Genomic DNA, 24,772 nt, shown 5'->3' with positions numbered 1-24,772 from the left:
CCACCCTGCATAGCGCTCTCACCATTAAGAAACCACCTCAAACATCACCAAAGCAGACCTTGTCCGGTGATGCCCATCGTGATCGTACGGCTACCGCCCCGCCGGACGGGGTGTCAGAGTGTAAGGAAACAAACACGCCGTGCGATCTTTCATACCCACGGGTAAAAGTGGACCATCGGGGCACCCCCAGTATGTGAAGCCGCCTCTGGCGTCTCCCATTCGTGCTGTACCTAATGACACAGAGCACCTTGAAGAACCAGAGATCAACGCTTGCCTCGGAAATCCGGCGACACCGGGTGTGTCGTCGCTAACGTGAATGACGATGATCGGACGAATCCCAATCCAGGACATCCACCCAGTCGTCGACTGCGGGCGCTGGCCCGCGAAGGCGGCCGCGGGTGAAACATTCGAGATCAGCGCCACCGTGTTCCGCGAGGGACACGACGCCGTGGCCGCCGGGGTCGTCCTCATCGACCCCGACGGAAAGCCCGGTCGGCTGTTGCGCATGCGCGAGCTCGGCCCGGGTACCGACCGGTGGGGCGTGGACGTGCAGCTTCCCGCCGAGGGCATGTGGCAGTTCCGCGTCGAGGCGTGGGGTGACCCGATCGCCACCTGGCTGCACGACGCCGGCATCAAGATCCCGCGCAACATGGACGCCGACCTGATGTGCGAGGAGGGCGCCCGGCTGTTCGACCGCGCGGCGCGCGGCGTTCGGTCCGCGGACTGCCCGAGTGTGGACGACGGCGGAGCGTGCGGGCACCGGGCGGCGTTCCTGGCGGTCGCGGCCCGGCTCCGCGACGACCACCTGGATCCGAGGGCCCGCTTCGCGATCGCCCAGCTGCCGGAGACGGCGGCGCTGATCGCGGCGCACCCGCTGCGGGCCCTGGTCACCAGGTCCGGCAGGAACCGGGTGACGGTGGACAGGCGCAGGGCGCTCTTCGGATCGTGGTACGAGTTCTTTCCCCGGTCCGAGGGAGCGATCGTCGAGGACGGCGCCGCCCCCAAATCCGGAAATTTCAAGACTGCGGGAAACCGGCTCCCCGCCGTCGCCCGAATGGGATTCGACGTCGTCTACCTGCCTCCCATCCACCCGATCGGCCACCAGTACCGCAAGGGACGCAACAACACCCTCACGCCCGAGCCGTACGACCCGGGGTCGCCCTGGGCGATCGGCTCGGAGGAGGGCGGCCACGACGCGATCCATCCCGACCTCGGCACCCTGGAGGACTTCGACGACTTCGTCGCCAGGGCGCGCGAGCTGGGCATGGAGATCGCGCTCGACCTGGCCCTGCAGTGCTCCCCCGACCACCCGTGGGTCAAGGAGCATCCCGAGTGGTTCAACATCAGGGCCGACGGAACCATCGCGTACGCGGAGAACCCGCCGAAGAAGTACCAGGACATCTACCCGCTCAACTTCGACCAGGATCCCGAGGGGCTCTACGCCGAGGTCAAGCGGGTGATCCGGCACTGGATGGATCACGGAGTGCGGATCTTCCGGGTGGACAATCCGCACACAAAGCCGGTGAACTTCTGGGAAAGGATGCTGGCGGACATCGCGAGCACGGATCCCGACGTGCTGTTCCTGGCCGAGGCGTTCACCAGGCCGGCGATGATGCAGACCCTGGCCAAGGTCGGGTTCCACCAGTCGTACACCTACTTCACCTGGCGGAACTCCAAGCCCGAGATCGAGGACTATCTCACCGAGCTGTCCCGGGAGACGGCGCACTTCCTGCGCCCGAACCTGTTCGTCAACACGCCCGACATCCTGCACGAATACCTGCAGCAGGGCGGCGTGCCCGCGTTCAGGATCAGGGCCGTCCTGGCGGCGCTGATGTCACCGAGTTGGGGTGTTTATGCGGGCTACGAACTAGCCGAGAACATACCCGTTCGCCCTGGCAGCGAGGAGTACCTCGATAGCGAGAAATATCAGTACAAGCCGCGCGACTGGGCCGGCGCCGAGCGGGAGGGCCGGAGCCTCGCTCCGTTCATCACGCAGCTCAATTTGTTGCGAAGAGCCCACCCGGCACTCCAGGAGTTGCGTAACCTACGGTTCCATAGCGTCGACCAGCCGGAGCTGATCTGCTTTTCCAAGCGACTGCCCGGCGCCTATGACACGGCCACACGACGGCACGGCCTAGGCGATGTCGTACTGGCCGTCGTCAATCTGGATCCACACAACACGCACGAGGCCACCGTCCAGTTGGACATGCCGGCCCTCGGTCTCGACTGGCAAGCCGAGTTCGTCGTGGACGACGAGCTGTCGGGCGAGTCGTATCGCTGGCGCCAGGCCAACTACGTGCGTCTTGATCCGCATGTCCATCCTGCCCACATCTTCACGCTGCGCAGCGGGTCCCCGCACCGCCCATAAGCGCTGCGAACGCACATCCGGGGAGTCAACAGTTGACTGAGCGAAGCGACCCCATGACACGAGGAGAGCCGGTGGAGCAGCCCGCCGGCTCGGTGCCCGTCCACAACGAGCCGATCCCGAACACCTTCTCTCCCGAGAAGCCCCGGGATCAGTACTGGTATATGCGGGCCGTCTTCTACGAGGTGCTGATCCGCGGGTTCGCGGACTCCAACGGGGACGGCACCGGGGACATCCGCGGCCTGATCGAGAAGCTCGACTACCTCCAGTGGCTCGGGGTCGACTGCCTGTGGCTGCTCCCGCTGTACGAGTCGCCGCTGCGCGACGGCGGGTACGACATCGCCGACTTCATGAAGATCCTTCCCGACTTCGGCGACCTCGGGGACTTCATCCGTCTCGTGGACGAGGCGCACAAGCGCGGCATCCGCGTGATCGCCGACCTGGTCATGAACCACACCAGCGACCAGCACCCGTGGTTCCAGGCGTCCCGGCACGACCCGGAGGGGCCGTTCGGCGACTTCTACGTCTGGCACGACACCGACGAGGAGTACAAGGACGCCCGGATCATCTTCGTCGACACCGAGTCGTCCAACTGGACCTACGACCCGGCCCGCGGGCAGTACTACTGGCACCGGTTCTTCCACCACCAGCCGGACCTCAACTACGAGAACCCGGCCGTGCAGGACGCGATGCTGGAGGTCCTGCGGTTCTGGCTGGACCTCGGCATCGACGGGTTCCGCATGGACGCCATCCCGTACCTCTTCGAGCAGAACGGGACCAACTGCGAGAACCTGCCGCAGACGCACGCGTACCTCAAGCGGGTCCGCGCCGAGGTCGACCGGCTCTACCCCGACCGGGTGCTGCTCGCCGAGGCGAACCAGTGGCCCGCCGACGTGGTCGAGTACTTCGGCGACCCGGTCACCGGCGGCGACGAGTGCCACATGGCGTTCCACTTCCCGCTGATGCCGCGCATCTTCATGGCGGTCAGGCGGGAGTCGCGCTACCCGATCTCCGAGATCCTGGCGCAGACGCCGAAGATCCCGGAGAACTGCCAGTGGGGCATCTTCCTGCGCAACCACGACGAGCTGACGCTCGAGATGGTCACCGACGAAGAGCGCGACTACATGTACTCCGAGTACGCCAAGGACCCGCGGATGCGCGCCAACGTGGGCATCCGCCGCCGCCTCGCGCCCCTGCTCGACAACGACAGGAACCAGATCGAGCTGTTCACGGCGCTGCTGCTCAGCCTGCCCGGCTCGCCCGTCCTCTACTACGGGGACGAGATCGGCATGGGCGACAACATCTGGCTGGGCGACAGGGACGGCGTCCGCACGCCCATGCAGTGGACGCCCGACCGCAACGCCGGCTTCTCCAGCTGCGACCCCGGCCGCCTCTACCTACCGTTGATCATGGACCCGATCTACGGCTACCAGGCGATCAACGTCGAGGCGCAGCAGAAGAGCCCGAGCTCGCTGCTGCACTTCACCAAGCGCATGATCGAGATCCGCAAGCGGCATCCCGTGTTCGGCCTCGGCGAGTTCACCGAGCTGAACTCCTCCAACCCGAGCGTCCTCGCGTTCATCCGGGAGCTGGGCGGCGACCGGGTGCTGTGCGTCAACAACCTGTCCAGGTTCCCGCAGCCGGTCGAGCTCGACCTGCGCCGGTTCGAGGGATCCACGCCGGTGGAGTGCATGGGCGGAGTTCCGTTCCCACCGGTCGGCGAACTCCCGTATCTTCTGACGCTTCCTGGGCATGGGTTCTACTGGTTCACCCTTCCGGTACCCCCCGACGCGGCCGACACGGACGCGGTCGGCACCAAGGAGGCATGACGACTTCGCTTCAGGAGCTCCTCGCCGGCTGGATCACCGGGCAGCGGTGGTTCGCCGGCAAGGGGCGCGTGATCGACGACCTGTCCATCGAACACCGCACCGACATCCAGACCGGCGACCCCGGCCTGCTGCACCTGGTCCTGTCCGTACGGCAGGGCGAGCGCAGGACCCGCTACCAGCTCCTGGTCGGTCTGCGGACGAGCCTGCCCGACCGGTTGAAACACGTGCTGATCGGGTCCTGTGACTGGGAGGGCCGCGAGTGCTCCGCCTACGACGCGGCGCACGACGCGGAGCTCACCCGGATCCTGCTGGAGGGGATGGAATCGTTCCGGCGGGCCGGGCGCCTGGCGTTCCACCGCGCGCCCGGGATCGAGATCGACACGTCCCTGCGCAGCCTGGTGCTGACCGTGGAGCAGTCGAACACCTCACTCGTCTACGGCGACCGGTACATCCTCAAGCTCTTCCGCCAGATCAACGCGGGGCTCAACCCGGAGCTCGAGGTGATCACCGCGCTCGCGGCGGCCGGCTCCACGCACATCGCCCGGCCGTACGGATGGATCGAGACGGATCTGGACGCCCAGCCGACGACGCTGGCGATCATGCAGGAGTTCCTCGCCAACGCGAACGAGGGCTGGGCGCTCGCCCTGACCAGCGTCCGCGACCTGTACGGCTCTCCGCCGGACGTGCCCGCCGAGGAAGTGGGCGGCGACTTCGCCGCCGAGGCGTACCGGCTGGGCGTCGCCACCGCGGAGGTCCACCGGGAGTTGGCGGCGGCCTTCCCGATCGGCGTCGTCGAGCCGCCGGAGGTCAAGCGCATGGCCGAGCGGTTCCGTGACCGCCTGGACCAGGCGGTGGCCGAGGTGCCCCAGCTCGCCGCGCACGCGTCGGTCGCGCACGCGGCCTACGACAGGCTCGCCGACCTCGACCGGGCGGTGGCCGTCCAGCGGGTGCACGGCGACTACCACCTCGGCCAGGTGATGCGGACGCCGGGCGACTGGGTCGTCCTGGACTTCGAGGGCGAGCCGGGCCAGCCGCTCTCCGAGCGGCGCGGGCTGGACACGCCGCTGCGGGACGTGGCGGGGATGCTCCGCTCGTTCGACTACGCGGCGCGACACCTGCTCGCCGGGCATCCGGAGGCCGCGACGCTGACAGGACGGGCGGACGAGTGGTCGGCCCGCAACCGTGCGGCGTTCCTCGGCGGCTATTCCGAGGGCGGCGGCCGGATCAGCGGCGACGACGCCGTGCTGCTGCGCGCGCTGGAGCTGTCGAAGGCCGTCTACGAGGTGGTCTACGAGGCGCGCAACCGCCCGACCTGGCTCCCCATCCCCCTCGCCGCGTTCAGATCTCCACGATGAGCAGGGAGACCTCTCGCCCGGCGAACCCCCAGGACGTGTCGTCCGCGGTGAGCACGGGCCAGTTCCGTTCGGTCGCGCACACGGCGGCGTGCCCGAGCGAGAGCCGGTGCTCCGGCTTGACCACGTCCTCGCCGTACATCCGGACGTGGACGTTGTAGGCCCGGCGGGTGGAGAGCTCGTCGTACAGGACCATGATCCGGTCGAGCATCGTGAGGATGTTGTTCAGCTCGTGGATCTCCTGGACGTCGAGCAAGGCCGTGGCCAGTGACGTCGTGGGCACCAGCAGGGACGTGGACGTGCGATATGCCTGGTCGACGACGTGAACCATGTCCGGGTTGTCGTCGGCCAGCGCGAGCACCGCGGTGTGGTCGAGCACCAGCCCGGACAGCCCGCTAAGCACCTTCGGCCTGCCCGAACCATTCGGCGACCTTGCGCCGGGAACGTTCGAACCTCTCCGGATCCTTCTCCCTGGCCCTTTCGAGCGCGGCGTCGATGACGACTCGGGACATGGCCGCCCGGTCGATCTCCCTGATCGCCGCCGCGGTGAGGAACGCGGACACGGAATCGGCCTTCTTGGCGTCGACCAACTCCTGGATCGCCTCGGCGACCTCGTCGGGCACAGAGATGGACAGCTTCCTCGTCACGCCAGCGACCCTACTTGAGGTGGGACCGGAAATACTACCGCCCAGATCCCGCTCCCCCCTCGCCGACGAGGCGCTCCCCCTCCTCGGCGAGATGCGAAACGACACCCTTACCGCCACGCTTCATATTCAATTGACTACGCACGGTGAGCAGATTAGCCGATTGATCCCCTCGATCATCCGGGTTCCGGGGACTCGGAATACCCGTAACCGCCCGACCTGGCTCCCCATCCCCCTCACCGCGTTCAGATCGGCAGCACGGTGACACGCCCGCTGCGGAGACGGGCCATTTTCGCCGGTGATCGCCGGTCATCGCCGCTGCCCGGATCACGATTGTCGATCACCCGTGGTGAGACGGAAAACACGGATCTTTCATGCGAGGGATGGGTGTTCCCGGCCCTGTAGGGCAGGGTTAGGGAATGGACCTCGATCGGCTGGCCGGCGGCGCTCATCACGACCCACACTCCATCCTCGGCGCGCATCTCGAGCGTGACGGTGTCACGATCAGGGTGCTCCGACCTCTCGCCGAGAAGGTCGAGGCACTCGTGGACGGCACGGCGCACGAGCTGCACCACGTCGCCGCCGGGGTGTTCGAGGTGACCATCCCCGGCGTGGACAAGATCCCCGACTACCGGGTGCGGATCACGTATCCGGGGGCCGAGCCGTACGAGACGGGCGACCCGTACCGGCACTGGCCGACGCTCGGTGAGGTGGACCTGCACCTGATCGGCGAGGGACGGCACGAGCGGCTGTGGGAGGTGCTCGGCGCGCGCGTGCTGCGCCACGAGGACACCGACGGCACCGCCTTCGCGGTCTGGGCGCCGAACGCGCTGGGTGTGCGGGTGATCGGCGACTTCAACCACTGGGACGGCGGCGGGCACCCCATGCGCTCGCTCGGCAGGTCGGGGGTGTGGGAGCTGTTCATCCCGGACATCGGGGCGGGCAGCCGCTACAAGTTCGCGATCCTCGGCATGGACGGCGTGTGGCGCGAGAAGGCCGACCCGATGGCCCGCCGCACCGAGGTCCCACCGGCCACCGCGTCGATCGTCGAACGCTCCGAGTACGCCTGGCGTGATGACGCGTGGATGGCGGAGCGGGCCGGCTGGGACGCGGTGGCCGAGCCGATGAGCGTGTACGAGGTGCATCTCGGTTCGTGGCGCCCCGGGCTCTCCTATCGCGATCTCGCCTCCGAGCTCGTGGCGTACGTCAAGGAGATGGGCTTCACGCACGTGGAGTTCATGCCGGTGGCCGAGCATCCGTTCGGCGGGTCGTGGGGATACCAGGTCACCTCCTACTACGCGCCGACGTCGCGGTTCGGCCCGCCCGACGATTTCCGGCATCTGGTGGACGAGTTGCACCGGGCGGGCATCGGCGTGATCGTCGACTGGGTGCCCGCGCACTTCCCCATGGACGAGTGGGCGCTGGCCCGGTTCGACGGCACCCCGCTGTACGAGCACGCCGACCCGAGCCGCGGCGAGCACCCGGACTGGGGCACCTACGTGTTCGACTTCGGGCGGCACGAGGTACGGAACTTCCTGGTGGCGAACGCGGTCTACTGGCTGAGGGAGTTCCACGTCGACGGGCTGCGGGTGGACGCCGTGGCGTCGATGTTGTACCTCGACTACTCCCGCCGCGAGGGCGAGTGGACGCCGAACGTCTACGGCGGCAGGGAGAACCTGGACGCGATCGAGTTCCTCAAGGAGATGAACACGGTCAGCTACCGAGAGGTCCCCGGCATCGTGACGATCGCCGAGGAGTCGACGGCGTGGCCCGGGGTGTCGCGGCCCGTGCATCTGGGCGGCCTCGGCTTCGGCTTCAAGTGGAACATGGGCTGGATGCACGACACGCTGGCCTACCTCAAGCACGAGCCGATCTTCCGGCAGTACCACCACCACCAGATGACGTTCTCCCTGATGTATGCCTACTCCGAGAACTTCGTGCTGCCGTTGTCGCATGACGAGGTGGTCCACATGAAGGGGTCGCTGCTCGGCAAGATGCCCGGCGACGAGTGGCAGCGGTTCGCGAACCTCCGCGCGCTGTACGCCTTCATGTGGGCGCATCCGGGCAAGCAGCTCCTGTTCATGGGCGGGGAGTTCGGCCAGGGGTCGGAGTGGTCGGAGTCCAGGGGCCTCGACTGGTGGGTGCTCGACTTCGACTTCCACCAGGGAGTGCAGCGGCTCGTCCGCGACCTGAACCGGACATATCGCGACACGCCCGCCTTGTACGCGCTGGACACCGATCCCGGCGGGTTCCGGTGGATCGACGCCGACGACGCCCCGGGGAACGTGTTCTCCTTCCTGCGGTACGACGGAAGCGGCTCGGTGCTGGCCTGCGTCGCCAACTTCTCCGGCGCGCCGCACGAGGACTACCACCTGGGCCTTCCGGTGGCGGGCAGGTGGGAGGAGGTCGTCAACACCGACGCCTACGACTACGCCGGGAGCGGCGTGGGCAACATGGGCGCGGTCGAGGCGGTCGAGGAGCCGCACCACGGCCTCCCGTGCTCGGCGCGGCTGCGCGTGCCCCCTCTGGCCACCATCTGGCTGCGCCGTACCGAGGAGAACGCGGCGAGCGGATCGCGGTCCACCGAAATCAGCGCAAGGCCGATCTAAGCTCCAGAACCGTCACTTATGGTGGCACTATGGACGCGACGAAAGCGATCATCGATACGGTCGACCGGCTGCGGCAGCGCCGCACCGCACCGCTGGTCCTGGAGCTCGACCTGACCGAGGGCCTCACGGAGGGACCGCCGGTCGACCCGCTGAGCGCGATCCTGTCCATGCGCAAGGCGCGGCTGGCCGACGTGCTCTCCGGGCTCAAGCGGGCCCGCCACGATCCCCGGGTGCGCGCGGTCATCGTCAAGATCGGCGCGCATCCGCTCGGCCTTGGCATGGTCCAGGAACTGCGGGCCGCCATCCTCCGCCTCCGCGCCACCGGGAAGCTGACCGTGGCGTTCGGGGAGACCTTCGGCGAGTTCGCCGCCGGGACCGTCCCGTACTACCTGGCCAGCGCCTGCGAGCGGGTCTACCTGCAGCCGTCCGGTGACGTGGGCCTGACGGGCATCTCGCTGGAGCAGCGCTTCGTCCGTGACGCGCTGGCCAAGGCCGGTGTGGAGTACCAGCTCGGCCAGCGGTACGAGTACAAGACCGCGGCCAACATGTTCACCCAGAACCACATGACCGACGCGCACCGCGAGTCCGCCACCCGGATCGCCGAGTCGGTGACCGAGCAGATCGTGAAGGGCATCGCCGAGGCGCGCTCGCTCACTCCGGAACGGGTCCGCGAACTGATCGACCAGGGTCCGTTCGTCGGGCCGGAGGCTCTCGAAGCCGGTCTCATCGATGCCCTGAAATATCGTGACGAGGTGTACGGCGAGACCGTCGGGGACGCCCACCTGCTCTACGTCACCCGGTACGCCAGGAACCCGCTGCCGAAGAAGCTCCCCCACCCCGGCGAGCACGTCGTCGCCCTGGTCCACGGGATCGGCGCGATCCGCCTGGGACGCAGCGGCCGCTCGCCCCTCGGCGGCGGGAGCTCCATGGGGTCCGACACGATCTGCGCCGCGCTGCGCTCGGCGCGCCGCGACGACAAGGTGAAGGCGATCGTGTTCCGGGTGGACAGCCCCGGCGGATCGTACGTCGCCTCCGACGCCATCTGGCGTGAGGTGGTGCTCGCCCGCAAGGCGGGCAAGCCGGTCATCGTCTCCATGGGCGACCTCGCCGCGTCCGGCGGGTACTTCGTGTCGATGGCCGCCGACGTGATCGTGGCCCAGCCCGGCACGCTCACCGGCTCGATCGGCGTGTTCGGCGGCAAGCCGGTCGTCGGCGAGTTGCTCGGCAAGATCGGCGTGGTGACGGAGGCGGTGAGCGAGGGCGCCAACGCCGGGATGTTCTCCCCTATGCGCGAGTTCTCGGGCCCGCAGTGGGACCGGGTGAACGCCTGGCTCGACCGGATCTACGACGACTTCGTGGGCAAGGTGGCGCAGGGACGCGGGCTGGACCGGGACCGGGCCCACGAGCTGGCCAGAGGCCGGGTCTGGACCGGGGCCGACGCCCTGGACGGCCGCCTGGTGGACGAGCTCGGCGGCCTGGAGGACGCCCTGGCCCTGGCCAGGAAGAAGGCCGGCCTCGCCGTGGACGCGCCGGTCAGGACATATCCGCGGATGCATCCCCTTGAGCGGCTGCGCCCGCCGGAGTCGAGCGAGGACAAGTCGGCGACCCAGGCCCGGGTCCGTCTGGAGGCGTGGGGCCCGATGGCCCGCGTCGCCGCCGAACTCGGCCTCCCGGCGTACGGACCGCTCGTCCTCCCCGGCTGGTGGACGATCCGCTGACCCGCCGGGGCCGGTCGGTTTCACCCGTGTCGGTTTCATCCGTGTCGGTGGAGGCCCTGCCGACCCAGATCGGCCCGGTGGTCTCACCCGGCCGATGGACGACCCGCCGATCCAGATCGGCCCGGTGGTCTCACCGGGCCGCCCGGCCTCCCTCGGGTTCAGGCCCAGGGGATGAGCACCTCGACGGGGTCCAGGTCGTCCGGCACGGTGCCGGGGTACCGCCCGGACACCATCGCGCCGACCGTGTAGAGGTTCCAGGCAAGGGCGGGCCGCTTGACCGCGGGCGCGGCGAACATCTCCTCGACGGCGTCCTTCCTGACGATGTCCCAGAGGACGTCGCCGTCCAGCACGTCACGGAGAACCGAGGTCAGCCGCTCGCCGGGGCTGGTCCTCCAGTTCCAGCCGCCCGCGCCCTTCTTCTTCGCCGGCGGCGCGGGTGGCCGCCGCCGGGCGAGCAGGGACTCCCATCGGGAGGGAGTGCGTTCGGTCCTGAACCTCCATTCGGCGCCCTCAAGCGCCATCCGCCGCAGTTGTGGGGCGAACATGCCGATGAGCTCGTGGACGACCTCCTCGGAACGGCGCCACATCGGATCGAGCGCGAGCGCGGCCGCCACCACCCGGTTGTCGAGGAACGGCTGCACGGCGTCTCCCCGCCGTAGGGACCCCGCGCGTGCCGCCGCGTGCCATCTGCCCACCCGGTAGGTGACGTACATGTGGTCGAGGGCCTGCGCGGAGTCGGCCGCGGCCCGCTCCCGCCAGGGCCCGGCGAGTTCACGGGCGTGCGCGTTGGCGTCCTCGGTGAAGAGGTCCTCGTCCTTCAGGAAGAAGGCGTCCACTCTGCGCCGCATCGCTTTGGGCGCGGGATTTCCCTGGTTGTAGAGGAACCCGCCGCGCAGGATCTCACCGCTCTGCCCGGACATGGTGAGCCTGGAACTGTACGGCAGGTACTCGACGATGGTCTCGTAGGCGGAGGTCATGCCCTCGCACACGCGCAGCACCTCGAACGTACGGCGGAGCGGGTGCTCCACGAGCACCGCGTCCCGCTGCTCGGTGCGCTTCGGGGGAATCACCGTGTGCTCGACGCCGAGCTTCGCGGCGATCTGCCGCGCGATCACCACATCCGGGTGGTCGTCCAGACCGTTGGTCGTCACCCGGAACGGAACCTCGGCCGCGTGAAGAAGGGCCGCCATGAGCCGGCTGTCCCTTCCCCCGGTGAGCGCCAGGTTCACCTGCTCGGTGAGCGGCCGGACCGTCTCTGTCAGCGCTTCGGCCAGTTCCTCTATCGCGTCCCGCTTTCTTCGGCGGGACTCCGGTACGGGTCCGGACCGGGGCAACGCGATCGAGGTGATCTTCCGGGTTCCGTCGCGGATCTCCAGCGTCGAGGCGGGCGGCAGCGCCCGCACCCCCTCGAAGGGCGTCTCGTCGGACAGGAAGTAGCCCTGCCGCACCATCGACTGGAGAGCCGGCACATCCCAGCTGACCGGCCGGCCGCCACGGGCCACCAGGTGCACGAGCAGCGCGCGGGTTCCCACGATGTGCAGTTCCGGGGTCTCGGCGTAGAAGATCCCGCACGCCCGCGTCATGTCGGTGACGGCCGTCATCGCCCCCGGCTCGACGCGAAGCGCCGCGAAACATCCCCGCGTCCGGATGGCGGTGTCGCCCATCGATGACGCGTCGAGGAGGTCATGCGCCTCGCTCCAGTCGAGCAACGTTCCGGTGATTCCGAGCGCCCGGGAATCCGTCGCCATGACCGGAGCCGGCCGGGTGCCGCCCTCTCCCTCGTTCCCCCAACCGAGCAACACGGCCCCGGGGAGCCGCCGCTCCACGGCGGCGACGGTGTCCGGCGGCACCGGGAAGACCTGTTCGACCAAACTTTCCGCGTGCCGGACCACCCGATCGAGAAACCCCGGCGGAGCCGTGACCTTACCCACCACAGCGAGCAGAACTCTCACGTGCACCTCACAGAATCACGCGTATGGCTGTCTGAGCTCAGGGCGACATCGCGTGCTCCCGCATCGCGCGACCTCAGCGAAGAAGCGGACCCGCCGCCCAATCCGCCGCTCAATCCGCCGCTCAATCCGTCGCGAAGCCGGGCACGGTCGGCATGGGACCGTTCGCCGCAGCGCCGCGCGAGCGTCCCGGAGCCGGTGAAACGCTTTCCCACGAGCCGTTTCACCGTCCGATAGGCCCGGTTTCGGCCGGGTTTCCGCCACACGATGGCGCCGGCCCTTGCGGCGGCGCGCGATGGGAACCTCACATCTGTACTTGTCCTTCGACCGCCGATGCGTTCAGGCGCAGCGTGACGCCCGCTCCCGGAGGGCGGCGGCGGAGCCGCCGACAGGCTCGATACGGCCGTGGCGACGGAGAGCGTCCGGTCAGCGGCCGGGCAGGGCCAGAGTGATCCCGGCGGTCGCCGGCCGCCGGACGATCCGCCGGCTCGTGTGACGCGTGATCAGGCGGGGGCCACGAACGACTTGAACACGGCACGCATCGTCGGCTGGAAGCTGTTCCAGGACTTCCCGCGCACCTGCCAGTGGAGGTAGCAGAACGACGATCCCGTGGAGACGACCCGTACGACCTCGCGGTAGTCGCCCGCCACCTCGACGGCCTCGGCGGACGGCGTCGCCCTGTAGGCCGTGAACTCCAGCTCCGCCTCGGTGCCGGCGCCGGCGGGTGACTTTCTGACGCGCTTGTACCTGTTCGCGGCGTTCGCTTTCAGGGCCAGTTCCATCTTCGCCAGATAGCCCGCGGGATCGGTGCCGCTGTCGTCGACCCGGACGTTGAGCACCGCGCGTCCCTTCGGGTCCGACCACCACTGCACGCCGTGCTCGTCGTGGTCGTTCTTCCAGGTCTTGGGCGCCCGGATGGTCCAGCCCCGGTCCGAGGAGAAGCCCTGGAGCGTCAGCGTCCTGGTCTGTCCGGGCTTCGACGTGGACGGGCGGCCTGCCGCGGTCCCCGTCCCCTCCTCACGCAGGAGCACCCAGCCGCCCGCCGCCACCGCCGCCGTCACGAGCAGCACGAGCGCCACGACCAGCATCGCCATACGGCTCGGCCGCATTTGGGAGCCGGGCCCGGGTCGGCCGCCCAGTGCGGGCGCTGCGGCCTCATGCGACCTCGGCGCATGAGCGAAAGGGTGGCCGGGGTGGCTGCGGTTGTCGCCATGGTGAGCGGCGTGGCTGGAGTTGTGATGGTTGGGGTTCGGGTGGTTCTGGACGTGACGTACCGGGTCCTGCCATGACCGGTCGTGAGCCGGCGCAGTGGCGCCACCCGGCATGGTGCCCCCTGGCATGGGGCCGCCCGACATGGGGGCTCCCGGCATGGGCGCTCCCGGCACGAGGCCGGGTGCGGTCGCGCTTCCCCTCGCGAAGCCAGGTGCCGTGGTCCCGCCCCTCGCGAAACCTCCCGGCAGGGCGCTGCCCGTCACGAAGCCGGATGCCGTAGCGCCGCCCACGGGCCGCCCTGGCATGGCACCGCCCGGCATGGCACCGCCCGGCATGGCACCGCCCGGCGCGGTCCCGCTCGCCGCCTCGGCCAGCAGCCGGTCCGCCTCGGCCGGACCGACGCGGTGCACGGGATCCTTGACCAGCAACCCGGCGAGCGCGGGACGGAGTGCGGGGGGCACGGGCGCGAGATCCGCCTGCTCATTGCCGACGAGGGCCGCGAGAACCGCCATCCCACTGGTCCTGTGGAAGGGTGCTCTGCCGGTCGCCAACGCGTACAGGGTCGCTCCCAGCGACCAGAGGTCGGAGGCGGGCCCGGCCTGCGCGCCGCTGACCCGCTCCGGAGCGATGAAGCTCGGCGATCCGGTGACCATGCCGGTCCTGGTGAGCGACGTGTCTTCCTCGAACGTGGCGATGCCGAAGTCGGTGAGGACGATCCGGCCGTCCCGCCCGATCAGGATGTTGGCGGGCTTGACATCCCGGTGGATGACACCGGCCGCGTGGGCACAGGTCAGCGCGGAGAGCACCTCCCGCCCGACGGCGGCGACCCGGGCGGCGGGGAGCGGCCCGTCGTCGGTGATGATCTGGTCCAGGGACCGTGACGGGACGAGTTCCATGACGATCCACGGACGGCCGTCGTGCCGGACGGCGTCGTAGATCGCGATGATGCCGCGATGACTGATCCGGGCCGCGGTCCGCGCCTCACGGGTGGCGCGCTCGATCAGCACGGCCCTCTGCTCGTCTCCGACCCCGGGCGGGAGGATCACCTCCTTGACCGCGACCGGCCGGTCGAGCACGGTGTCGTGAGCCTCCCAGACCGTGCCCATTCCCCCCTGACCGAGGGGACGGATCAACTGATAGCGGCCAACGATGACCTGAGGAGAAGCAGTCGTCACCGGGGCACCGTCCATCGAGAAGCATGTCGTCAATCGACGGTCGATCATGCCACAGTGATCAGGACTAAAGCGGCGTTCCTCATCAAACCAGCAGACCAGCGTGACGCGTGCCGCGTATCGGGCCCGATTCAGGAAACCGGGCGGTAGCGCGCGCGGAGCCGTACGAGCGGGGTCTTGGCGGGGTCGATGTAGTCCACCGCCAGCACGGCGGCGATGAACAGCGTGTGGTCACCGGCCGGGACGACCTGGGTCGTCTCGGCCTCCAGGGCGGCCACTCCTCCTTCCACGACCAGCGCCTCGCTGTACGGCCCACGGTGGTGCGGGGCGCCGGCCAGCAGCAGCCGCGCGCTCGGGCGGCCGGGGGTGGCGAAACGGGAGGCGATGGCCTGCTGCCCGTCGGAGAGCAGTGCGACCGCCCAGCGGTCCCGGCGCAGCAGCATCTCGGTGAGGTAGCTTCCGGCGGCGAGGCTGACCAGTACGAGGGGCGGGTCGAGCGACACGGACATCAGCGTGGAGACCGTGGCCCCCACGTCGTCCCTGCCCTCCCGGACCGTGACCACCGACACCCCGGCGGCCAGCTGTCCCATCGCCTCGACGAACTCGCCCACCCGGCTCCCTCGTGATCACGTCGGGTCGTTGCGGTCAGAGCCTATGCCTCCGCGGGTCCGCCCCGGCGACCGCGCCCGATCGCACGACCGCCGGGGTGAGCACGCGGGTCAGACCAGGCCGTTCTGGGAGAGCCAGTCCTTGGCGACCACGGGCGGGTCGTCCTTGTCGACGGAGACCCGCTTCATCAGCGACACGAGCGTGGCGGTGTCGAGCTTCGCGGAGACGGCGTCGAGCGTGGATGTGACCGTGTCGTTCACGCCCGCCTTGTAGACGAGCGGCGCGATGTTGTCGGCGCCGAAGGCGTTCTTGTTGTCCTGGAGCGAGACCAGGTCGTTCAGCAGGATCTTCGGGTCGGTCGTGAAGACGTTGCCCACCTGGACGGTGCCACTCTTGATCGCGTCGGCGGTGGTCTCACCCGTGGGCTTCCACTCCTTGAACTCCAGACCGTAGACGTCCTTGAAGTTCTTCTCCTGGCGCTCCTTGAACTCGGGCGGGCCGCCCACGACGAAGTCCTTGGACACCTTGACCAGATCCTCGATCGTGGTCAGGTTGTGCTTCGCGGCGGTCTCCTTGGTGACCGTCAGCGAGTTGTTGTCCTCGGCCGCCGCGGGCTCGAGGACCTCAAGGTCCGCGGGGAGCGCCGTCTTCAGCCCGGCGAGGATCTCGTCCTTGGTCTTGGCCGTGGTGGTCTTGTCCACGAACGCGAGCAGCGAGCCGATGTACTCGGGCAGCACGGTCAGCCCGCCGCTCTTGATCTGGCCGTACACGATCTCGCGGCTGCCGATGTTGGGCTTCTCCTCGACGGTGACGCCCTTGGCCTGCAACGCCTGGGCGTAGATCGACGCGAGGAGCACACTCTCGGGGAAGTTGAACGAACCCACGACCACCTTCGACGCGGTCGTCTCTCCCGGGGCCGCGGACGCGGAGGTGGAGGACAGCGGGTCGGACCCGCCGCCGCAGGCGGTCAAGGCGAGCGCCGCGGTCACGGCGACCGCCAAAGCGCTGACAAGGCGTTTCATCATATTCCCTTCACAATTGGGGGGTAAAGTATAGATTACCGGAACTGCCGTACACCGGGCGAGACCGCTACCCGCGAGAGCAGTGTGAAACCGGCTTGCGCGGCCAGAGCGAGCACGACGACGAGGAAGGCGCCACCGATCGTGATCGTGTAGTTCTTGGTGGCGAGGCCGTCCATGATGAAGCGGCCGAGGCCGCCGAGGCCGACGTAGGCAGCGACGGTGGCCGTCGCCACCACCTGGATGGCCGCCAGGCGCATTCCCAGGAGGATCAGCGGCAGCGCGACGGGCACGAGCACCTTGAACAGGACCTGCGGCCCGCGCAGGCCCATGCCGTACGCCGCGTCGCGCAGGTCGGGGTCCACGCCGCGCACGCCCTCGTACGTGTTGACCAGGATGGGCGGGACCGCCAGCAGGACCAGAGGTATGAGCACCGGCCAGGTGCTGCCCACACCGATGATCAGCACGACGAGGACGAGGATGCCGAGGGTGGGCAGCGCCCTGGCGGCGTTCGCGCTGACCACGACGACGAGCGAGCCGCGCCCGGTGTGCCCGACCCAGAGCCCGAGCGGGATCGCGACGGCCGCCGCCATCAGCAGCGCCACCACGGAGAACTCCAGGTGCTCGAGCAGGCGTACGGGGATCCCTCCCGGGCCGGACCAGTTCGCCGGATTCGAGAAGAAGTCGATCAGCCAGTTCACGCGCGCCTCCACGGGGTCAGCAGCCGCTGCGCCAGCACGAGCAGGCCGTCCGCGAGCACCGCGAGCAGGACGGTCGCCACGATGCCGACCACGATGGGCGTGGTGAACTGCCGCTGCCAGCCGTCGATGAAGAGGTAGCCGAGCCCGCCCTGTCCGATGAGCGCGCCCACGCTGACCAGGCTGATGCTGGAGACGGTCGCGACCCGGAGGCCGGCCAGCACGACCGGGACCGCCAGGGGCAGCTCCACCCGCACCAGCCGGCGCAGCGGGGTGAAGCCCATGGCGACCGCCGAGTTCCGGACGTGGTCCGGGATCGAGGTGAGGCCGTCCACGACGGCGGGGATCAGGATCGCCAGTGAATAGAACGTGAGCGGCACGATGACCGTCGCCTGCCCGAGGCCGGTGATCGCGAGCATCACGATGAACACCGCGATCGACGGCAGCGAGTAGACGACGTTCATCACGCTGACCGTCGGCTGGTAGAGCCACCGCCATCGGGCGCTCGCCAGGCCCAGCGGCAACGCCAGCAACAACCCGAACAGCACCGGCAGGAACGCCATGACGACGTGCGACTCCAGCAGCGCGAGGATGCTGTCTGGCCGTCCGGTGTCCCAGTTCCGCCAGATCCAGTCCCATCGCACCAGGGGTTCGTCACCCATGCGGGTCCTCCCCGTGCGCGGGATCCTCGTGCGCGGGATCCTCGGGCCCGGCGCCCTGATGTCCTGTGTCCTGATGCCCGCCTTCCTCGTACGGGTCTTCGGGGTCCGGCACGGTGTACCGCGCGGCGTACTGCCCCAGCACCTCGTCCAGCGCCTCCCGGGGAGCGACGCCGATCACCCGCCCGTCCTCGTCGACCGCGACCGCGGTCCCGTTGGCCGCCAGCAGTGCCGCGTCCAGTGCCGCGCGCAGCGAGTCCCGCTCCGGGTTGAAGGTCCCGTACGGCAGGAGCCCGCCGTCCCCTCGCCATCCGAGCGGCCGTCCCGACGCGTCCACCACGAGGTCGGCGGGAGCGGTCACGAGCCTGACGTCCTTGGCGGGGATGAACGAGAGGCGGCGGATGCCGCGATCACGGCCGAGGAACTCGCGGACGAAGTCGTCCGCCGGCTCGCTCAGCAGCGTCGCGGGGCCCGCCATCTGGGCGAGCCGGCCGCCGACGCGCAGCACGGCGACCATGTCACCCAGCTTGATCGCCTCGTCGATGTCATGGGTGACGAACACGATCGTCTTCTGCAGGTCGGACTGGAGGCGCAGCAACTCGTCCTGCAGGCTCGCCCGGACGATCGGGTCGACCGCGCTGAACGGCTCGTCCATGAGCAGAACCGGCGGGTCGGCGGCCAACGCTCGCGCCACGCCCACCCGCTGCTGCTGGCCGCCGGAGAGCTGGAAGGGATAGCGCCCGGCCAGCTCGGAGTCCAGGCCCACCAGTTCGAGCAGCTCCATCGCCCGGGCGCGGGCCCGCTTCCTGTCCCAGCCGAGCAGGTACGGCACGGTCGCGACGTTGTCCACGATCTTGCGGTGCGGGAACAGGCCCGCCTGCTGGATGACGTACCCGATGCCCCGGCGCAGCGTGGGCGGGTCGATCTCGCGCACGTCCTGGCCGTCGAGGAGGATCCGGCCCCCCGTGGCGTCGATCATCCGGTTGATCATTCGCAACGATGTCGTCTTGCCGCATCCGGAGGGGCCGACGAACACCGTGATCGCCCCTGTGGGCGCCTCAAGGCTGAGGTCGTCCACCGCGACCGTTCCGTCGGCGTAGCGCTTGGTGACGCCTTCAAAAGTGATCACAGGAACCTCGTCCTTCGAGAGTTTGCGATCACGTCAACAACCCCGAGGCCCCTACCGTTCCCCTGAGCTCTGCTCAGCCACATGATCCTCCCCAGCCAGCCTACGCGGGCATCTCGCCCGTCATGTTCCATCTCTGGAGGAAATGGAACGGATGAATGATCTCTTAAATTACTCACTAAATATCTATCAAAAACGCTTCGAATAGTGCGGTGGCCGGTGAGGGCTTGGCATGATTGACTACACTCTCCCGACTCGCACCAACCTCAGAGGAACCGGCCGTGACAACACCGCTCACCGGTCAGCGCTCGCGCAGTGAGCTGATCGCCGAGCTCTACGAACGTCACGCCGCCGGGCTGTTCGCGTACTGCCACGACCAGCTCGGTGAGACCAGCTCCGCCGCCGACGCGGTGGTGTCCGTCTTCACCGGTGTGCCGACCGACCCTCCCCCGGCGCGTGCCGCGCTGTACGCGCTCGCCCGGCGTGAGATTTATCGCAGGGACGTCAGCTACGCCCTTCCGGCCGTCGATTCCGTGGCCGACCCGGCCACCGCGCTGATCGAGCGGGTCTTCCGTGACATCCGCCCCCACCAGCGAGAGGTCCTCCTCCTGTCCGCCGTCTGCGGACTGTCGACCGGCGAGCTCTCCTGGGTGTTCGAGGTCGCCACGGACACCGCGGCCCAGCTCACGCTCAGCGCGCGGCGCCGCTTCTCGCAGACTCTCGTGACCGCGACGACGGCCGCCAGGTCGGCGCCGTTCGTGCCGGTCAGCGTCGCGGAGGTCTACGACGCCATCGTCGTCTCGCCGATCGAGGACGTGCTGGCCCGGCTTCCCTGGCGCCGGCCCGCCGCCGCCGTGCGGGGCCGTGTCCTGTCCGCGCTGCCCATCGAGGAGCCCGGCGAAACCGCCCCGCCCGTCGTGGCCGCCGTATCCTCGACGCTGCCGACGAGGAAGCTGTGGCCCACCACGCCCGCGTGGCCGCTGCCGCTCACCGACCCCAACCAGGTCACGAACACGTGCGTGCTCCCGGCCGAGGCTCTCGCGCCGCCGAAGCCGGGCCGCAGGTCCAAGCACGAGGCGACGACCGAGCCGATGCCCCGGCTGCGTCCCTCGCTCCTGGCGGCGTTCACCGACCGCAAGCGACGCGCTTCGCAGGATCCCGCCGAGCTGGAGGCCCCGCAGGCGTCCGCTCCGGCGGAGCTGGACGCCCCACCGGCCAGGGCGGCGCTGCCCGCTCCGCCTCCGTCGGCGCTCCCGGCTCCGGTGGATGTCGCTCCTCCGGCCCCTGAGACAGCCATGCTTCCCCGTACGGCCGAGACGGATCCCCCGACGTCGTGGGGATCCGCGTTCGGCGGGCTCAGCACGCCCGGTCCCGACACGCGGGTGTTCGATCCGGCGGGGTTCGGCACGGCGGGACCCGACACGCAGGTGTTCGATGCGTTCCGCCCCGCCGAGGAGACTTCGGCCGCGTCGGCGGCCTTCCCGGCCCTGACGAGCTCCCCTGCTCCGGCGATCGAGGCGGCGCCCGCCGCCGAGGCCGCCGTCGTGCAGGTTGACGCCGTACCCGCCACACCTGCCGAGGTCGCCACGCCCGCCGAGAGCGATACGACCGCCGGAGCCGGCAAGGCCACCAGGCAGCACAAGGCCAAGGCAAAGAAGAGCACCAGGGCGAAGGCCAAGGCGCGGGAAACGACCACCCTGGCCATGACCGAGTCCGAGTCCAGGGCCGAGTCCAGTGCTGTGGCCACGTCCGGGGCCAAGGGAACGGCGAGGAGCAAGGGCACGGCAAGGGGCAAGGAGAAGGCACGGTCGCGCGGGAACCGGGAGCACCATTACGACTGGGCCTGGGAGATCATCGGCTTCCTGATCTGCCTGGCGATCGCGCTGATCGTCTTCTTCTCGCTCCCCACCTTCGTCACGCCCTGACGATCCCGGCTACGTACGGCCGGCCGGTGCGCCTGCCGTACGTCAGGGAAGGGCGAGCCGGACTGTGGCGGTGGCGTGCGCTCCGAGGCTGACCGTTCCGCATACGTCGATCGTGAACTCCGGCCCCGTCGCCTCGATCACGGTGCCGGACAGGGTCAGCGTGTCACCGGCGTACGCGGGGGCGCCCAGTTTCACCTTGATGCCGTGGACGAGGGCACATGGCCCCGTCCAGTCGGTGACGTACCGCTCGATGAGCCCCATCGTCGTCAGGATGTTGAGGAAGATGTCCTTCGAGCCCTGCGCGCGGGCACGCTCCACGTCGTGATGCACGGGGGTGAAGTCGCGGGTCGCGATCGCGGTCGAGATGATCAGGGTCGGGGTGAGCGGGATGGTGAGCTCTGGGAGCGAGATCCCGGCTCTCGGGGCTTCCGTCAGGCTTCTCTGCATCTTGGCTCCCGGGGAATCCGCATCGGCAGGATCAGTTCATCGTCGACGGACGCCATCCCCGCCGATCGCCTGCCGTAGCGGGTGCGGCTCCTGCTCCTCGGGCGGGTATTTCCTCTCCCCCGGGCGGAACTTCAGCACCCGGAACATCATGTCGGCGACCGGTTCCGTCCCGGAGTACCAGGTCACCAGCCAGGTGATGAAATAGCCCTCGCCGAGCGCGGTCCGCTTCGGACCGGCGAGATCGGACATCCGCGTGGCGGAGGTGAGCTCCTCACCCGGCCTGAGATAGCGCTGGTAGGTGTGCTCGCAGTCGGTCGCGACGACACCCGTGTATCCATGCTCGTCGATCGCCTCCAGCATGTCGTCGAGCGGTATCCGGGGGCGTTCGCCCCGCTCCACCAGGCCCGCCATGGTCCATACCTGGATCATGGCGGGAGGCGCGACCGCGTCGGGCCCGGCGTAGCGGGGGTCGCGGTCCCCCATCGCCTCGGCCCAGTGCCGGATCATCGGCAGATTGACCGGAAGCGGAGCGGACAGGCGCGGTCCCTCCCCGGCCGCGATCACCTGGGCGGCCAGCTCGTGCAACATGCCCGCCACGTTCCCGCGGCTCTCCGGCACCTCCGCACCGCCCGTGCCGCCCGGGTTGTTCATGCTCATCGGGGAGGCTTCGGGAGTTGGAGGCCGAGCATGGCGATCAGCTCGCGCTGGACCTCGTTGACGCCGCCGCCGAAGGTGAGCACGAGCGCGCCCTTGACGCCACGGTCGACCCGCTCGATCAGATCGCGGGTCTCCTCGTCGCCGGGGTCGCCGTACCTGGCGAGGGTCTCGGCGACGATGCGGCCGACGTCCTGCATCCGTTCGGAGGCGTAGATCTTGGTGGCTGAGGCGTCGGGCGCCCCCAGCCATCCCAAATCCATATTGGCGGCGACCTGCCAGTTCAGGAGCTCATTGGTCCGGAAATACGCGTACACCTGGGCGATCGCCCGCCGGACCGCCGGGTTCTCGAAGAGCGGCCTGCCGTCACGGCCCGGCTTCTCCTTGGCCCACCGGACGAACCGGATGTACGTGTGTCCGATGTTGCCCGCCGGTCCGAGCGTCACCCGCTCGTGGTTGAGCTGGTTGACGATCAGATCCCAGCCCTTGTTCTCCTCGCCGACGACCATGTTCACCGGGACGCGGACATCGCTGTAGTACGTCGAGTTCGTGTGGTGCCGCCCGTCCATGGTGATGATGGGCGTCCAGGAGTAGCCGGGGTCGGCGCAGTCCACGACCAACATGGTGATCCCGCGATGCTTCTTCGCGGCCGGGTCCGTACGCGCGGCGAGCCAGATGTACTGCGAGTGGTGCGCCCCCGACGTGAAGATCTTCTGCCCGTTCACCACGTAGTGATCGCCGTCCCGGACAGCGGTGGTCCGCAGGGAGGCGAGGTCCGTGCCCGCCTCCGGCTCGCTGTACCCGACGGCGAAGTGGCACTCTCCCGCGAGGATGCGCGGAAGGAAGAACTCCTTCTGCTCGGCGGTGCCGTACTGCATGAGGGTCGGGCCCACCGTTCCCACCGTGATGATCGGATACGGCACCTCGGCTCGGGCGATCTCGTTCGCGAAGATCTGCTGCTCCAGCGGGCCGTACCCGCCACCGCCGTACTCCTTGGGCCACCCGAGGCCGAGCTTGCCGTCCTGGCCCAGCCGCCTGCAGTGCTCCATGTACGCGGGACCGAACGGATCGTCCGCGATCTTCTCGCGGTCCTCGGCGGTGATGCAGCCCGCGAAGTAGTCGCGCAGCTCGTCGCGGATCCGGCGCTGCTCCCGCGTGAGTTCGATGAACATCAGACCAAGGCTCCGATCAGGTCGAGCTGGGCCTCCGCGCCACCGAGCAGGCGGGCGGCGTGATTGCCCCAGGCGAAGTAACGGTGCAGCGGGTAGGTCACGTCCAGGCCCATGCCGCCGTGCAGGTGCTGGCAGGTGTACAGGGCCCTCACCACGGAGTCCGTCGCGGCGTAAGCGGCGATCGCCAGATCCTCCTCGGCGGGCAGCCCCTCGGCCAATCGCCACACGCCCGACCAGACGGCCACGTCGATCGCCCGCGCCGCGACGTAGACGTCGGCGATCTGCATGGTCACGGCCTGGAACTCGGCCAGCGCCCGATCGAACTGCCTGCGCGTCCTGATGTAGTCGGTGGTGAGCTTGAGCGCACCCGCCAGGACTCCGGAGGCGGTCGCAGTGATCCCCGCGAGGGCGTGCAGGCGCAACGCCTCGTAGGCCAGGCCGTCCGCCGCTCCGACGGCTTCTCCCGGGACGCCGTCCATGATGATCACCGCACCCGGCTCTCCGGTGGTCAGCGGCATCTCCTGGATGGCGACCGCGCCGGGATCGACCAGGAACAACCCGACGTCCGCGCCCTCGACCCGGGCGGCCACCAGGATCCGCGATGCCGCGGCGGCATGGGACACCATGCTCTTGCGCCCGGTGATCCGGCCGTCCCTGGCGATCGTCACGGGCGGCTCCGCGAAGTCCGCGCCGGGTTCGCGCAGCGCGACCGCCAGCACGGCCGCTCCATCGGCGAGTGACGCGAGCGCCGCTCTCTGCTCGGATGTGCCGTACCGGCCGATCGTGAGCGCGGCGACCAGGCTGGACAGTGCCGGTACGGGCGCGACGTGCGCCCCGATCTCCCTGAGGATCACCGCCATCTCGACCGGACCGAGCCCCGCGCCGCCCGCCTCCTCAGGCAGGCACACGCCGAGCAACCCCGCCTGCGCCATGGCCGCCCAGACCCCGGAGTCGTACGGCAGGCCGGACTCCTCGTGCGCCTCGATCCCGGCGTGGGTGGCCGTACGCCCCAGGACGTCAGCGGTCAGGGTGCGTAACTCTGCCTGATTCTCGTCCAGGTTGAAGTCCATCGGGTCTCCAGAAGGTCGTACCGGGCGAACTCGTTCGCGATCCGGATCAGTGGTGGGGTGCGGACGTCTGGATCTCTTCGGCCGTCTCGCCGGCCATCGTGCGGGGGGCTGGACTCTTCGGCCGTCTCGCGGGTCAGCGCGTGGTCAGCGTGTCGGCCGTCTCGCGGGGCATCGTGCGGTCAGCTCACCGGCCACCGCGCCGTCGCCGTCGCCGTCGCCGTCGCGGCAGTGGTCTCCGTCTCATCTCCACGGACATCTCGGCGGTCGTTTCGGAAGCCGCCTCCGAGATCGTCTCCGGGTCATCTCGGGCGGCCACCGGCACGGCATGGTGCCCCGCCACGGCATCGCTCACGTTGGCCTCCTCCAGAGGACGCTCCAACCGCAAAGTAGAACAGGGTCTAATCTCTGTCCAGTGCGTGACCTCTCGTCTCCGTCAGGACATCCGACTGAAACAAGAAAGACATGCAAGGACGTCGTTCTTTGTGACTGGTGAGTAACCATCCAGCGGGGAAAGAAGTCAGATAACGTGTTCTTATGCGCACT

General features: G+C 69.1%; 19 protein-coding genes. 6 read left to right on the top strand and 13 right to left on the bottom strand.

Going from position 1 to position 24,772, the window contains the following annotated elements:
• Positions 1 to 322: 322 nt before the first annotated feature.
• The 3 genes from AB0I59_RS16675 to AB0I59_RS16665 all read left to right on the top strand — a co-directional run bounded on the left by AB0I59_RS16675 (position 323) and on the right by AB0I59_RS16665 (position 5,549).
• Positions 323 to 2,368: an alpha-1,4-glucan--maltose-1-phosphate maltosyltransferase gene (locus tag AB0I59_RS16675; RefSeq protein ID WP_061255251.1), complete on the top strand. Its 2,046-nt coding sequence runs from the start codon at positions 323 to 325 to the stop codon at positions 2,366 to 2,368.
• 71 nt (positions 2,369 to 2,439) lie between these two features.
• Positions 2,440 to 4,194, top strand: coding sequence for a maltose alpha-D-glucosyltransferase (gene treS / locus AB0I59_RS16670; protein ID WP_435830981.1), 1,755 nt, complete (start codon positions 2,440 to 2,442; stop codon positions 4,192 to 4,194).
• Positions 4,191 to 5,549 carry a maltokinase N-terminal cap-like domain-containing protein gene (locus tag AB0I59_RS16665; RefSeq protein ID WP_358133600.1) on the top strand — a complete coding sequence of 453 codons (1,359 nt, stop codon included), beginning with the start codon at positions 4,191 to 4,193 and terminating at the stop codon, positions 5,547 to 5,549. The genes treS and AB0I59_RS16665 overlap by 4 nt, the downstream gene beginning before the upstream one ends.
• On the opposite strand, the gene AB0I59_RS16660 is transcribed toward AB0I59_RS16665, so the two are convergent.
• The gene (locus AB0I59_RS16660) at positions 5,533 to 5,949 is read right to left on the bottom strand and encodes a PIN domain-containing protein (protein WP_358133597.1); all 417 of its coding nucleotides are present in this window, start codon (positions 5,947 to 5,949) and stop codon (positions 5,533 to 5,535) included. The two genes, AB0I59_RS16665 and AB0I59_RS16660, sit on opposite strands and share 17 nt — an antisense overlap.
• Positions 5,942 to 6,193 (bottom strand): ribbon-helix-helix protein, CopG family, encoded by a 252-nt coding sequence (locus AB0I59_RS16655; protein WP_358133594.1) that lies wholly within the window; start codon positions 6,191 to 6,193, stop codon positions 5,942 to 5,944. The genes AB0I59_RS16660 and AB0I59_RS16655 overlap by 8 nt, the downstream gene beginning before the upstream one ends.
• 416 nt (positions 6,194 to 6,609) lie before the next feature.
• On the opposite strand from AB0I59_RS16655, the gene glgB reads away from it, so the two are divergent.
• Both glgB and sppA read left to right on the top strand, forming a co-directional pair.
• Positions 6,610 to 8,799 (top strand): 1,4-alpha-glucan branching protein GlgB, encoded by a 2,190-nt coding sequence (glgB, locus tag AB0I59_RS16650; protein WP_061255111.1) that lies wholly within the window; start codon positions 6,610 to 6,612, stop codon positions 8,797 to 8,799.
• Between the two features lie 29 nt (positions 8,800 to 8,828).
• Positions 8,829 to 10,517: a signal peptide peptidase SppA gene (gene sppA / locus AB0I59_RS16645; RefSeq protein WP_061255112.1), complete on the top strand. Its 1,689-nt coding sequence runs from the start codon at positions 8,829 to 8,831 to the stop codon at positions 10,515 to 10,517.
• Between the two features lie 158 nt (positions 10,518 to 10,675).
• On the opposite strand, the gene AB0I59_RS16640 is transcribed toward sppA, so the two are convergent.
• The 7 genes from AB0I59_RS16640 to AB0I59_RS16610 form a co-directional block, all read right to left on the bottom strand.
• Positions 10,676 to 12,469 carry an asparagine synthase-related protein gene (locus tag AB0I59_RS16640; RefSeq protein ID WP_061255113.1) on the bottom strand — a complete coding sequence of 598 codons (1,794 nt, stop codon included), beginning with the start codon at positions 12,467 to 12,469 and terminating at the stop codon, positions 10,676 to 10,678.
• A 500-nt stretch (positions 12,470 to 12,969) separates the two neighbouring features.
• Entirely contained in the window at positions 12,970 to 14,868 is a 1,899-nt protein-coding gene (locus AB0I59_RS16635) for a serine/threonine-protein kinase (RefSeq protein ID WP_358133844.1), read from the bottom strand.
• Positions 14,869 to 14,981: 113 nt separating this feature from the next.
• Positions 14,982 to 15,461, bottom strand: a complete 480-nt coding sequence (locus AB0I59_RS16630) for a flavin reductase family protein (RefSeq protein WP_358133591.1) — start codon at positions 15,459 to 15,461, stop codon at positions 14,982 to 14,984.
• A gap of 108 nt (positions 15,462 to 15,569) precedes the next feature.
• Positions 15,570 to 16,484 carry an ABC transporter substrate-binding protein gene (locus AB0I59_RS16625; protein WP_358133589.1) on the bottom strand — a complete coding sequence of 305 codons (915 nt, stop codon included), beginning with the start codon at positions 16,482 to 16,484 and terminating at the stop codon, positions 15,570 to 15,572.
• A 32-nt stretch (positions 16,485 to 16,516) separates the two neighbouring features.
• Complete coding sequence (locus AB0I59_RS16620; protein WP_061255254.1) at positions 16,517 to 17,179, bottom strand: ABC transporter permease; 663 nt, start codon at positions 17,177 to 17,179, stop codon at positions 16,517 to 16,519.
• Complete coding sequence (locus AB0I59_RS16615; RefSeq protein ID WP_061255115.1) at positions 17,176 to 17,838, bottom strand: ABC transporter permease; 663 nt, start codon at positions 17,836 to 17,838, stop codon at positions 17,176 to 17,178. The genes AB0I59_RS16620 and AB0I59_RS16615 overlap by 4 nt, the downstream gene beginning before the upstream one ends.
• A complete protein-coding gene (locus AB0I59_RS16610; RefSeq protein WP_082776783.1) occupies positions 17,831 to 18,964 on the bottom strand; it encodes an ABC transporter ATP-binding protein in 1,134 nt (377 codons plus the stop codon). Before AB0I59_RS16610 ends, AB0I59_RS16615 begins: the two co-directional genes overlap by 8 nt.
• Positions 18,965 to 19,242: 278 nt before the next feature.
• Between AB0I59_RS16610 and AB0I59_RS16605 the strand changes: the two genes are divergently transcribed.
• On the top strand, positions 19,243 to 20,886 hold the full coding sequence (locus AB0I59_RS16605; RefSeq protein ID WP_358133586.1) for a hypothetical protein: 1,644 nt from the start codon (positions 19,243 to 19,245) through the stop codon (positions 20,884 to 20,886).
• A gap of 42 nt (positions 20,887 to 20,928) precedes the next feature.
• On the opposite strand, the gene AB0I59_RS16600 is transcribed toward AB0I59_RS16605, so the two are convergent.
• The 4 genes from AB0I59_RS16600 to AB0I59_RS16585 are packed head-to-tail and all read right to left on the bottom strand — an operon-like array spanning position 20,929 to position 24,229.
• Positions 20,929 to 21,333, bottom strand: a complete 405-nt coding sequence (locus tag AB0I59_RS16600) for a MaoC/PaaZ C-terminal domain-containing protein (protein WP_061255117.1) — start codon at positions 21,331 to 21,333, stop codon at positions 20,929 to 20,931.
• Between the two features lie 36 nt (positions 21,334 to 21,369).
• Positions 21,370 to 21,990: an FAS1-like dehydratase domain-containing protein gene (locus AB0I59_RS16595; RefSeq protein ID WP_358133584.1), complete on the bottom strand. Its 621-nt coding sequence runs from the start codon at positions 21,988 to 21,990 to the stop codon at positions 21,370 to 21,372.
• Positions 21,987 to 23,159, bottom strand: a complete 1,173-nt coding sequence (locus tag AB0I59_RS16590; protein ID WP_358133582.1) for an acyl-CoA dehydrogenase family protein — start codon at positions 23,157 to 23,159, stop codon at positions 21,987 to 21,989. Before AB0I59_RS16590 ends, AB0I59_RS16595 begins: the two co-directional genes overlap by 4 nt.
• Entirely contained in the window at positions 23,159 to 24,229 is a 1,071-nt protein-coding gene (locus AB0I59_RS16585; protein WP_358133580.1) for an acyl-CoA dehydrogenase family protein, read from the bottom strand. The genes AB0I59_RS16590 and AB0I59_RS16585 overlap by 1 nt, the downstream gene beginning before the upstream one ends.
• Positions 24,230 to 24,772 lie beyond the last annotated feature (543 nt).

This window comes from Microtetraspora glauca (genome assembly GCF_040656155.1).
GTDB classification, from domain to species: Bacteria; Actinomycetota; Actinomycetes; order Streptosporangiales; family Streptosporangiaceae; genus Microtetraspora; species Microtetraspora glauca.
This window is presented reverse-complemented; position numbering and strand designations above follow the sequence as displayed.

Bases quoted from the DNA above. Each gene is read 5' to 3' on its own strand.
- AB0I59_RS16665 (WP_358133600.1), top strand. From the start codon at position 4,191: ATGACGACTTCGCTTCAGGAGCTCCTCGCCGGCTGGATCACCGGGCAG.
- AB0I59_RS16585 (WP_358133580.1), bottom strand. From the start codon at position 24,229: ATGGACTTCAACCTGGACGAGAATCAGGCAGAGTTACGCACCCTGACC.
- AB0I59_RS16675 (WP_061255251.1), top strand. From the start codon at position 323: ATGATCGGACGAATCCCAATCCAGGACATCCACCCAGTCGTCGACTGC.
- AB0I59_RS16635 (WP_358133844.1), bottom strand. From the start codon at position 14,868: ATGGACGGTGCCCCGGTGACGACTGCTTCTCCTCAGGTCATCGTTGGC.
- AB0I59_RS16595 (WP_358133584.1), bottom strand. From the start codon at position 21,990: ATGAGCATGAACAACCCGGGCGGCACGGGCGGTGCGGAGGTGCCGGAG.
- AB0I59_RS16625 (WP_358133589.1), bottom strand. From the start codon at position 16,484: ATGATGAAACGCCTTGTCAGCGCTTTGGCGGTCGCCGTGACCGCGGCG.
- AB0I59_RS16615 (WP_061255115.1), bottom strand. From the start codon at position 17,838: ATGGGTGACGAACCCCTGGTGCGATGGGACTGGATCTGGCGGAACTGG.
- AB0I59_RS16590 (WP_358133582.1), bottom strand. From the start codon at position 23,159: ATGTTCATCGAACTCACGCGGGAGCAGCGCCGGATCCGCGACGAGCTG.
- glgB (WP_061255111.1), top strand. From the start codon at position 6,610: ATGGACCTCGATCGGCTGGCCGGCGGCGCTCATCACGACCCACACTCC.
- AB0I59_RS16600 (WP_061255117.1), bottom strand. From the start codon at position 21,333: ATGCAGAGAAGCCTGACGGAAGCCCCGAGAGCCGGGATCTCGCTCCCA.
- sppA (WP_061255112.1), top strand. From the start codon at position 8,829: ATGGACGCGACGAAAGCGATCATCGATACGGTCGACCGGCTGCGGCAG.